Here is a 1,082-nt window from a genome sequence, read left to right on the forward strand (position 1 = left end):
CGCCCCCCCGGGGGGGGGGGGGGGGGGGGGCGGGGGGCGCCGCCCCCCCCCCCCCCCCACTACCGGTGGGCGGGGCGGGCCGAATCGGGGACAATAGACGACCGTCGCCCCCACGCCTGCCGCCCTCGATGAGCTCACCGACTTCCGACACCGCTTCTTCCGCCCGCATTCTCGACGGCCGCCGCATCGCCGAAGACCTGCTGGACAGCCTCAAGGTCCGGGTCGATGCCCGCCTGGCTGCCGGTGGCAGCCGTCCGGGCCTGGCCGTGGTGCTGGTGGGTGGCGACCCGGCCTCGACCGTTTACGTGCGCAACAAGCGCCGCGCGGCGGAGAAAGTGGGTATCGAAGCCTTTGATTACGATCTGCCGGCCGGGACCACCGAGGCCGAGCTGCTGACGTTGATCGACCAGCTCAACGCCGATCCGAAGATCCACGGCATCCTGGTCCAGCTGCCGCTGCCGGGCATCCCGGACGCCAATCGCCTGATCCACCGCATCGACCCGCGCAAGGACGTGGACGGCTTCCACCCGGAAAACGTCGGCCATCTGGCCCTGCGTGAGTTCGGCCTCCGCCCGTGCACCCCGCGCGGCATCGTGACCCTACTGGGCCACACCGATCAGCCGGTGCGTGGGCGCAACGCCACCATCGTCGGCGTCAGCAACCACGTCGGCCGCCCGATGGGCCTGGAGCTGCTGATCGCCGGCTGCACCGTGACCAGCTGCCACAAGTTCACCCCCAAGGACGTGCTGGAGCAGTCGGTGCGCAACGCCGACATCCTGGTGGTCGCGGTGGGCCGCCCGGGCATCGTCCCGGGTGAATGGGTCAAGCCGGGCGCGGTCGTGATCGACGTGGGCATCAACCGCCTGGACGATGGCCGCCTGGTGGGTGACGTCGGCTTCGAGGCGGCCGCCCAGCGCGCCAGCTGGATCACCCCGGTGCCGGGCGGGGTCGGGCCGATGACCGTGGCCACGCTGATGCAGAACACCATCGAGGCGGCCGAAGCCTTCTGACCCGGGTAGTGCCGACCGCTGGTCGGCAGCCCGTAAAGCTTCCCGGTAGTGCCGGCCGCTGGCCGGCAACCC

The 1,082-nt window shown here is 71.6% G+C and carries 1 protein-coding gene; it reads left to right on the forward strand.

Features of this window, described 5'->3' with window-relative positions:
• Positions 1–128 precede the first annotated feature (128 nt).
• Positions 129–1,010, forward strand: coding sequence for a bifunctional methylenetetrahydrofolate dehydrogenase/methenyltetrahydrofolate cyclohydrolase FolD (folD, locus tag QMX81_RS20885; RefSeq protein WP_152150574.1), 882 nt, complete (start codon positions 129–131; stop codon positions 1,008–1,010).
• The last annotated feature ends 72 nt before the right edge of the window (positions 1,011–1,082 follow it).

Source organism: Stenotrophomonas sp. PS02301 (assembly GCF_029959485.1).
In the GTDB taxonomy this organism is placed as follows: Bacteria; Pseudomonadota; Gammaproteobacteria; order Xanthomonadales; family Xanthomonadaceae; genus Stenotrophomonas; species Stenotrophomonas maltophilia_Z.